6 protein-coding genes and 2 pseudogenes are annotated in these 8,791 nt (G+C 60.5%); 2 read left to right on the top strand and 6 right to left on the bottom strand.

Annotation, left to right across the window (positions count from 1 at the left end; translation table 11 throughout):
• Positions 1-280, top strand: a pseudogene (locus ACI3K3_RS24780) (hypothetical protein); the annotation flags it as partial.
• 442 nt (positions 281-722) lie between these two features.
• The gene (locus ACI3K3_RS24785; RefSeq protein WP_404918282.1) at positions 723-1,373 is read left to right on the top strand and encodes a response regulator; all 651 of its coding nucleotides are present in this window, start codon (positions 723-725) and stop codon (positions 1,371-1,373) included.
• Here ACI3K3_RS24785 and ACI3K3_RS24790 read toward each other — a convergent pair.
• The 6 genes and pseudogenes from ACI3K3_RS24790 to ACI3K3_RS24815 all read right to left on the bottom strand — a co-directional run.
• The gene (locus tag ACI3K3_RS24790) at positions 1,315-2,409 is read right to left on the bottom strand and encodes a sensor histidine kinase (protein WP_404918642.1); all 1,095 of its coding nucleotides are present in this window, start codon (positions 2,407-2,409) and stop codon (positions 1,315-1,317) included. The genes ACI3K3_RS24785 and ACI3K3_RS24790 overlap by 59 nt on opposite strands.
• A 1,001-nt stretch (positions 2,410-3,410) precedes the next feature.
• Positions 3,411-5,612, bottom strand: coding sequence for a TonB-dependent receptor (locus ACI3K3_RS24795; RefSeq protein WP_404918644.1), 2,202 nt, complete (start codon positions 5,610-5,612; stop codon positions 3,411-3,413).
• A gap of 146 nt (positions 5,613-5,758) precedes the next feature.
• Positions 5,759-6,259 carry a nuclear transport factor 2 family protein gene (locus ACI3K3_RS24800; protein ID WP_404918646.1) on the bottom strand — a complete coding sequence of 167 codons (501 nt, stop codon included), beginning with the start codon at positions 6,257-6,259 and terminating at the stop codon, positions 5,759-5,761.
• A 140-nt stretch (positions 6,260-6,399) separates the two neighbouring features.
• Positions 6,400-7,626: a histidine-type phosphatase gene (locus ACI3K3_RS24805; protein ID WP_404918648.1), complete on the bottom strand. Its 1,227-nt coding sequence runs from the start codon at positions 7,624-7,626 to the stop codon at positions 6,400-6,402.
• 62 nt (positions 7,627-7,688) lie between these two features.
• Positions 7,689-8,390: a TetR/AcrR family transcriptional regulator gene (locus tag ACI3K3_RS24810; protein ID WP_404918650.1), complete on the bottom strand. Its 702-nt coding sequence runs from the start codon at positions 8,388-8,390 to the stop codon at positions 7,689-7,691.
• 274 nt (positions 8,391-8,664) lie between these two features.
• Positions 8,665-8,791, bottom strand: a pseudogene (locus tag ACI3K3_RS24815) (IS5/IS1182 family transposase); the annotation flags it as partial.

The raw sequence follows: 8,791 nt of genomic DNA on the forward strand, positions 1-8,791 counted from the left end.
GGGCTGGGGTTGGGGTTGGTACGACGACCCGTTCTGGGATGCTGCCGCCGTGGGCGTCGTTGCAGGCACCACGGCCGCCGTCGTCGCCAGCGCGTCCCAGCCTTCGACCACGGTCGTGGTCCAGAGCACCAGCGTCGGATCGGTCGTCTACACCCTGCCGACGAACTGCCCCAAGACCGTCCGTTCGGATGTGACCTACTTCAATTGCAACAACGTCTGGTACCGCCCGCAATACCAGTCCTCCGGCGTTACTTACGTCATCGTCAATCCACCGGGGTGAGACCCTCTTACCCCCTCCGGTCTATCCCGGTGGAAAAGGTCGCCGGAACTGCCCCTCCCAACGGGCGGTTCCGGCGACTGCCATGCGATATTAACCCTCAGCGGATTCTCAGACGAGGTTTAGCTTCCGACAGGATTTATTGCTGAATCGTACAGAGCAATTTAGTACATAGGATCAAATCGAACGCCATGCACTAACCATAAGAGACATATATCAGCCATTTACTACGCATCATTTTACGTCTCTATTTATAAATGAACTTACGAAGAAATCGAAAGAAGCCACACACCCGATCTTCGTCGGCGGAATCTGAGGGAGAATACATGCAAGGATGCTAGGGAAACTCCCGATTGAGCGGGAGCCATGCTGCGAAGATATCCTTTTGCAGCCCGTCACCGATCCTCCCACACGCGAGAGCCACACCGCGAGAGAAAGGGTTCGAATGCGCCCGAGCACAAGCAGAGTCCTCATTGCCGACGATCATCAGGCGATGCGACAGGGCGTCCGGACCTTGCTGGAATCGCATGCCGATTTTCAGGTGGTGGGAGAAGCCGCGAACGGCCGGGAAGCGCTGGACCTTGCGCTGGACACCAAGCCGGACATCGCCATCCTCGATTACTCGCTGCCGCTCATGAACGGCCTCGAACTCACCCGCGCGATCAAGCACGAACTCCCGCACACCGAGATCCTGATCTACACGATGCACGATCGCGAGAGCATCCTGATCGATGTCCTGCGCGCTGGCGCGCGCGGCTATGTCCTCAAGTCGGACAGCGGCATTCATCTCGTCTCCGCCGCCAAGGCGCTCGCCAAGCGCAAGCCCTATTTCTCGGGCGCGATCTCCGAAACCCTGCTGGAGCACTTCATCGAAACCAATCACGGCGGCGAGAAAGGCATCATGCTCACCGCGCGCGAGCGGGAAATCGTGCAACTGATCGCCGAAGGCAAGCTGAACAAGCAGATCGCCCATATGCTCAACATCAGCGTCAAGACGGTCGAAACCCACCGCGCCGCCGCCATGCACAAGCTGAAGCTCAGGACGACCGCCGAACTCGTGCTCTATGCGGTTCGGAACAATATCGTTGAGCCTTGACAGCTTCCTCGGCAGCGTCGCCCTTGCGCCGCTGCGGGAAAAAGGCCCCCACCAGCGTACCAGTCCTGCGGCGTTCCAGACAGAAGACACCGCCTAGCGCCTCGACCCGCTCGCGCATTCCCGAAAGCCCCACGCCGATCGCCTCCCGCCGCCGCCCGGCCACGATGTCATCGGCAATCCCGACGCCGTCATCCTCGATCTCCAGCACGATATGCTTGGCCGCCGTCCTCAGCCGCACATCCACACTGCGCGCGGACGCGTGCCGGCTCACGTTGACCAGCGCTTCCTGCGCCACGCGATAAAGCGCCAGCTTCAACGCGGCAGACGGCCGCAACTGCCCGGCATAATTATGAAAGCCCACCTTGAGCCCGGTCCGGCGCGCGAAGCCCTTGAGGAAAGTGGCCAGCGCCTCGACTATTCCTCCCGATGCGAGTTCCGGCGGATGGAGGACGTAGCTGAGCGTGCGCATCTGATGCTGGGCCGTGCTGAGCGCAGCTTCGATATCCAGGCAGGCCTTGTCGATCGCCTCGAACGTCCTGGCCTTGCGCACCGTCTCCAGCATGACTTGCGCCACGGCAACATGTTGGGCGGTGCCATCGTGCAGTTCCCGAGCGATCCGGCGACGCTCCTCCTCCTGCGCGAGGTGCAACTGGGTCCGCTCAGCTCCGCGCGAACGGGGATCGGCTTCCTTCCGCCGGGTACGAAGCACCACCAGTGTCGCACCGACCGGCTCGGCCACTTTCGCAGCCTCGACGCCCAGCTCTTCCGCTATCGAAGCATGCAATGGATAGTTGCGGCATATCGATTCCGCAGCCCCTTCGATGACGCGGAATACATCGTTGCGCAGATCGGCCCGCGTATCATCGTCCAGCGGCATCCGTTCCAGCACTCGCTCGAAGGTCATCCCCACGACAGCCTGGTGAAAATCCATATCCTGAACACCCAGCGCAGGGTCGCAAATCTTCGCCGCGATAACCTCACCCTCGGGGCCAACGAAGAACATGTCCAGAGGCAGAACCTGAGTGAGCGCCCGCATAAGGCGGCCGGCATCCTCACAATATTCAGGTTCTCTCACCAACGGCATCTAGATAACGACGCCACTGCAATCGTTTTCTACACATGCCATTCTCAACGCCCCGTAATTTCGCGGCATTTTGATCTGCCGAACCAATACAGTAGCCTTGGACGATTCTCTACAGATATTATTGTTCAGGAATGATCATCGCGAAACAAATCAGTTAAACTGAATCTCTTCATGTATCGCACCGCCTTACTGCCGAGACTATGCATACAGAATAAGCGTCAACTAACTTATTCAGCCACCGCATATTCGCGGACAGACCGGCGCTTCGACACGACCAAGCATCAGCGGCGAGGGAAAGCAGCCCCATCGCCTTCCGAAGGCTATATATCAAACAAATGGGGGAAAGGTGGTAGCGGAGGAGGGATCAACCGATCACAATTATCGAACTGAAATTCTTATCAATTTCAGGAAATTGAGGCGTTCGCCACCCCCAATTCCACCCCCAACAAAGACGCTAATCGCCGAATCGTTGCTGATCCGGGACGAACTGATTGGTTGTGGTAGCCGATTTCGACAGAATTGCTCTCCGCCATAGCAGTTCGATTGCCAAAATTACTTGCAGTCAGATTTAGGATTTTCGTCGCCGACTGTTCTGGGCGAGCGAGGAAACTCTACGGCTCCGGCACTGATTGGGCGCAGCTCGAGATCACAGCATGGCATCGTCGGCTGGCGACCCAAATGAGACGCTCATCGATCAAATCTTAGCCCCCAGGTGCAGACGTTCCGGTTCCGGCAATTCCTCATCGACTCGTGCCATAACGCAACCGATGATTGTACGGTTGGTTAAGTGAAATCCGACTCTTCGCATCACGCAAACTATTGTATTGATTTCAACGGCAAAAGCACGTCGGCAATCAGTTCCGCGACCGATGTGCCGTCAGTACCTGAGCTGTTGAAGGTCCCCCCATGCCATCGACCTTCCTTCGATATCGATGGCAAGGCATGGTTTGCCGCTAGAACGCGATGCGAGCGTCGATGCCGATCGTCCTCGGCGTGTTCACCGCGATCCTCGGCCGGCCGGCATATTGACCGATCAGAGGCGGCACGTCGGCCAGATCGGCGGCCTCGTTCGTCACATTCTTGGCAAAGAGCGCTAGGTTGACCGCTTCGATGCGAACCCCGATGCGTGCATTCACGATGCTGTAGGAGGGCCGCACGCGGGGCGTGTTGCGCGCATTGTAGCTGTCGCCGACATAGGCATAGTCGAGGTGCAGGAAGCCGGGCCGCCCGGCAATGTCGTGATCGATGTCGAGCCCTGCGTTCACTGTCCATTTGGGGACGTTCTGCACACGCGATCCCACCTGCGCGGCGCGGGTGCCGTTGAGCCCGCCATTGTCCGTGATGATGGCATCGGTATAGCCGCCGCCCAGCGAGAGGGCGACGCCCTTGGCCGCTTGCCAGCTTGCCTCCAGCTCGCCGCCGCGGCTGCGGGCTGAGCCGACGTTGATCGTTGCAGAGAAGCCGCACGAACCCAGGCCCAGGCGCTGTTGCAGATCCTTCCAGTCGATCTGAAACGCAGCGGCGTTTACGGTGAGCCGGTGATCGAGCCACCTCGTCTTCGCGCCGATTTCGTAGCTCCAGAGCTGGTCCGACTTGTAGCCGCGCGCCTTGTCCTCGGTCGTGCCGATCGCGGCGAAGCCGGCATCGCAGCGTCCTGCCGCGAACGAATTGACGCCGCCCACACGGTACCCCTTCGCGGCGTTGGCGTAGAGCATCCGGTCCTCGTCGAACGTGTACTGGATGCCGAACTTGGGCGTGAACCCCGATTCCTTCTGCACGCCGGTGTAGAGGCGATTGTCGCCCAGCAGGCCCTTCGATAGCGAGGAATAGTCGACCTTGTTGTCGAAGTGACGCACGCCAGCCGTCACCGAGAGGCGGTGGGTGATCTTGAGATTGGCTTCACCGAACACGGCCGCCTCGGTGATGGTGGTGGGGCGATCGAGCTCGAACAGCAGCGCTGTCACGGGCAGCATGGACTGAGCGGGAAAAGCCGTCAGCGACTTGCTTTTCTGATAGAAAAGGCCGGTTGTGACGTTCAGCGGCCCATCGAACTTCGACGTGAAGCGCAACTCTTGCGAGAAGATCTTGCTGCGGCCGTAGGCATAGAGATAACCGGGCACCGGATCGGCGTTCTTGTTGTAGTTCGCGTTGAGGAACTCGGAACCGTCCTCAAGGTCGTCGTCGTGCTGATCGAAGTACGAAGTCGCGGCGGTGATGTCGCCGAAGCGCAACTCATATCCGATCGTCAACGTTCCCAGCTTCCAGTCACTGCCACCGGTCTCGTTGACGTCGAACAGGCGGGAATTCACCTTGTTGCCGGCTTGGTAATCGGCTTCGCTGCGTCCGCGCCGGGTGGTCTTCTGGTACAGGAAGCGCGGCGCGACCGTCAGGCGTCCGTCATCCAGGGATAGCAGGCCCGCTATCTGGCCGCCCGCATAGCTGGCATCGTTGAAATCCCGCCGAACCGGGAACTTTACAGGGGCATTGGCGGACGGCGCGCGGTCGAGCCAGCCCGCGTCGTGCTCGACGTAGGCCAGCGCCCGCACCGCGAAGATGCCAGGCACGACGGGAATGTTGATCACCCCGTCGATCATCCCGTTCGGAGAACCCGAACCAGAGGTCCAGGAGCCTTGAAGGTGAACCTGTCCTTCGAAGCGATCGAGGTTCGGTTGCTTGGTGATGTACCGGATAGTGCCGCCCATGGACCGCGCACCGTAGAGCGTGCCCTGCGGTCCGCGCAGCACTTCGATGCGGTCCAGTTCGATGACGCGGGGATTGAGGTTGGCCACCAGCGGAGAATCGTCGATGTAGAAACCGGTCGTGCCGCTTCCGCTCACACCGCGGATTTCCACGCTGGTCTGGAGATCGGTGCGGGTGCTGTCGCCGGCCTGGAACGCGAGGTTGGGTATGCGGTTGCCGTAGTCCTCGATGCTTTCGATGCCCTGCCGCTGGATCGTCGCGCCGCCGATCGCCGAAATGCTGAGCGGCGCGTTCTGAAGGCGCTGTTCGCGCCGGGTGGCCGTCACGACGATATCGGTGGACGATCCGTCTTCCACACGATCACGATTTTCCTGCGCATGTCCGGTGCCGGCAGTGGCGATAATGGCAAAAGTCATGGCCATCGCCGAAGCGCGATGGCCGAACGTCATTGTCATCTGAAATACCCCTGGATGGAACTCCGATCCGCGTAGTTCTTCGACGAACCCGAAAAACTATATCGCGAATCAAACTGAATATGAGTTCATTTACGGTCGCTTGATGACACTTCTGTGTCGTCCGCCCGCATCCAGAGTGCCATTTTTCAAGGGTGGTATGTCGGCTTCGGCGAACTGTCCGGGATCGACGCAGTCGCCGTGCCGGGCGCCAGCGGCATGCGCGTCGAATCCACGAACTCGATGCGCCAGTGGCCATCCCGCAGGTGCAATATCCCTGCCTCCAGCCAGGTCATCGGCACCGTTCCGGAGGCGTCGGAGATCGTGCCCCGGTTCTTGTAGGTGATCGTGGCCAGGTCACCGGAGATGTGAACTCTCGGCTCGGTAATCGACCAGGTGTAGCGGGTGCCGGTGTCATGCCGCCATTTCACGTACTTGAAGAGGTCGGCGGCGCTCATCTCGTGTCCGCCGTCGTAGGCGTAGAAGTCGGCGGCCAGTACCCGGTCCAACGCCGGCCGGTCATCCAAGGCCAAGGCGTCGAACATCGCGCGCATGGTGCCCGCGACCGCGGCGGGCGAGGTCAATTCAGGGGCTTCGGCAGCGCGGCCGGGTGCCGCCGCAAGGCCGGCAAGCAGGCCCAGGGCCGTCATCAGGTGTCGCATCTATCCTCCATTGGTTTCGCAAGGCCGGGCTGTCCGGCGCCCCCAAGACGGGGCTAATTGCGTCCAATAAATGAACATAGATTCATTTCAAGATGATGTCGCTGAGGCCACTACCGGCGATCAGGCGCTCATGGGCGATCAACAGCCTGGCGGACGAGTTCCAGAAAGTGTTCTGCGGTGCAGGACCGGACGTGTCCGGCCCGTCCGCAGCCGGGGATATCCAAGTATCGCCGCCGGGGCGGTGTCGCGTCGAGGTTGCGCAGGCCGCGCATCGTTGGTGATCGGAAGAACGCCCGTACGAAGCGGTGCCCCTCTGCATCAGCCCAGAGTTCGAACCCCAGTGCCGACGCGGGGGGAACTTCATCCCTGGGATAGCTGGGAATCTTCCAGTGCAGGGCGAGGAGGCTGGCGACATCGGCAATGTTGGTATCGTGCCCAGCCAATAACGTTATCGTCCCATTCGCGCCGGTCGAGGACAGCGTGTTCGCCATCAGGGTTGCGAGAGGCCCGCCTGCGATTCTGGCGACCGATGCAAGGCGATTGCTGTACCGAAACTCGATCGGATGGAATGCAAGCAGCCGCTCAATCGTCCGTTCGCTCGCTCGGCCCCAACCGACTTCGGACATCGACATGCCCTCGAGGTATTCGAGGAGGAGATTCTGACTTGCTGTCGTTCCGATTTCGAACACGCCGGTCAGATTGGGGCGATCATGCGGTTTCTCCAGCACCGATGCCAGCTCTCCTGCCAGATCGCAATCGGGCAGGGAGCAGCCGAGGACAGCTGCAAGAAGCCGGATCTCGGCGCTGTGCCGGGCCTTCAATCCCGCCATCCCGCCCTGAGGGAGAGCGCGCATCGCCTCAAGCCACGCGGCGTGGCCATCGAAATCCGCTTTGGGATTGCTCAAGGGATGAAAGAGTGCGTCTTCCCGGTCGCTATGCGGATGGGCGACGGCAATGCCGCATCCCGGAAAAGCTGCGTCGACCCACGCTTTCGCTGTATCGATCGCTCGCGGGGCGCTGCTTGCTAAAGCAACGACTGCGCCGGGCGTTGGGCAGACTTGCGGAGACAAGACGCCGGTCTTGTTGAAGTATGAGCGGTCCTGCCGCCCCAGCAAGGCGGCGCCCTGCGCGCCGCGCGGCGTAAGCCGGCCCGGAGATACGGGCCAAGTCGGCCAGGGCGATCGTTGTAGGCGCTCGACGCCGGCGTGCTCTCGGTGGGGGAACGTACGCCATGCCGCATCAGCATGACGACGCGCTCCAGTCGAAGCGTTTTTTCGGGCGCAGCATGGCTCGCGGGGCTTGCCCCATGCCGTAAAGCGCGAGGGCCGCCAGGATGCATCTGGCGGGAGTGCCAAGTAGAGGGCGTGTCATTGGTAGTCTTTCGAAAGACTTGCACGGGAGCGGTTCGCCCGCCGCCTTAAGTGATGGCTGGGCTCAATCCGGCGATGCCCTGGATGGTCATAAGCGACGGATCGGGGTCGACGCCGTAGAGGAGCCTCTGGCGGCTGAAGGCCAATAGTTCGGCCACCCTTTCATCGTTTGCCTCGTTTTCGGCGAAAGCGGCGCCGAACAGGTTGTCTATGTAGATGCGGGCCATGATCTCGTCTGCAAAGGCCGTTGCCGCGTGCCCTACGAACTCGGGAAAACCATCAGGCGTGCGGCTCGCGCTCATCGCCGCCGCCGAAAGCTCTGCAGCCCAGCGCGCCGAGTGCCGGAGCCACATATCGTTCGCTCGTTCTTCCTGTCGCCGGAACGCAAACATTGCCCGGAAGAATATGCGGCGACGCCTGAATGCAGCCACGATCTCGAGGAATTCGGCCTTCATTTCGGTGAAAAGGCCGCTACCCTTGCGACTGGTGGGAAGCGCCGGCTTGATGTCGTGCTCGGCAAACCCCCCGAACACCTCAAGCATCAGATCCGTGGTGGTTGGATAATGCAGGTAGAAGGTGCCCACGGCGATCCCTGCGCCCTTCGTCACCGCAGCGATCGTGAGGGCCGAGATACCGTCGTTGGCCAGTATCTCGAAGGCTGCGCGAAGCAGCTTTGCCCTCGTGCGGGCGCTTCGACCTGATCCATTCTCGATTTGCTGTTCCAGCAAAGCAAGGTAGCGATCGCCCATGGCAGGCGTTTTGTGCTCCGCACCTTTGGCAGGAACAGCGGGGCTAGAGGCCTTTTTGGGCAAGTTCGGTTCCAGGTACTTGATGTTACGCGGTTTGCATCAAGTTATGAATCCAGTTTCACAAATGCAACAAGTTTCGGCAGACTTTAATGAGCGCGGTTCCTGTATCTCTATAGAGGCGAGCTTTGAAGCCGATGTTCGGCCGATTGGCGGGTTCAGCGGATCGACGAGTACATGGCCATGCGACCAGTCTCGATGAACCGGCGACACCGGTCTAGGCGACCGACTCATTATGTCGCAGCCAAATTCGGATGGATGCGAGTTGGACTGAGGCGAGGAAGTTCTCGTCTCGCTTGTCATAGCGGGTGGCGACTGCGCGGAACTGTTTGAGTTTGCTGAAG

Source organism: Novosphingobium sp. ZW T3_23 (assembly GCF_044987305.1).
GTDB lineage: Bacteria > Pseudomonadota > Alphaproteobacteria > Sphingomonadales > Sphingomonadaceae > Novosphingobium.

Coding starts and splice junctions, on each gene's coding strand:
- ACI3K3_RS24790 (WP_404918642.1), bottom strand. CDS start 2,409: ATGCGGGCGCTCACTCAGGTTCTGCCTCTGGACATGTTCTTCGTTGGC.
- ACI3K3_RS24810 (WP_404918650.1), bottom strand. CDS start 8,390: ATGGGCGATCGCTACCTTGCTTTGCTGGAACAGCAAATCGAGAATGGA.
- ACI3K3_RS24785 (WP_404918282.1), top strand. CDS start 723: ATGCGCCCGAGCACAAGCAGAGTCCTCATTGCCGACGATCATCAGGCG.
- ACI3K3_RS24800 (WP_404918646.1), bottom strand. CDS start 6,259: ATGACGGCCCTGGGCCTGCTTGCCGGCCTTGCGGCGGCACCCGGCCGC.
- ACI3K3_RS24795 (WP_404918644.1), bottom strand. CDS start 5,612: ATGACAATGACGTTCGGCCATCGCGCTTCGGCGATGGCCATGACTTTT.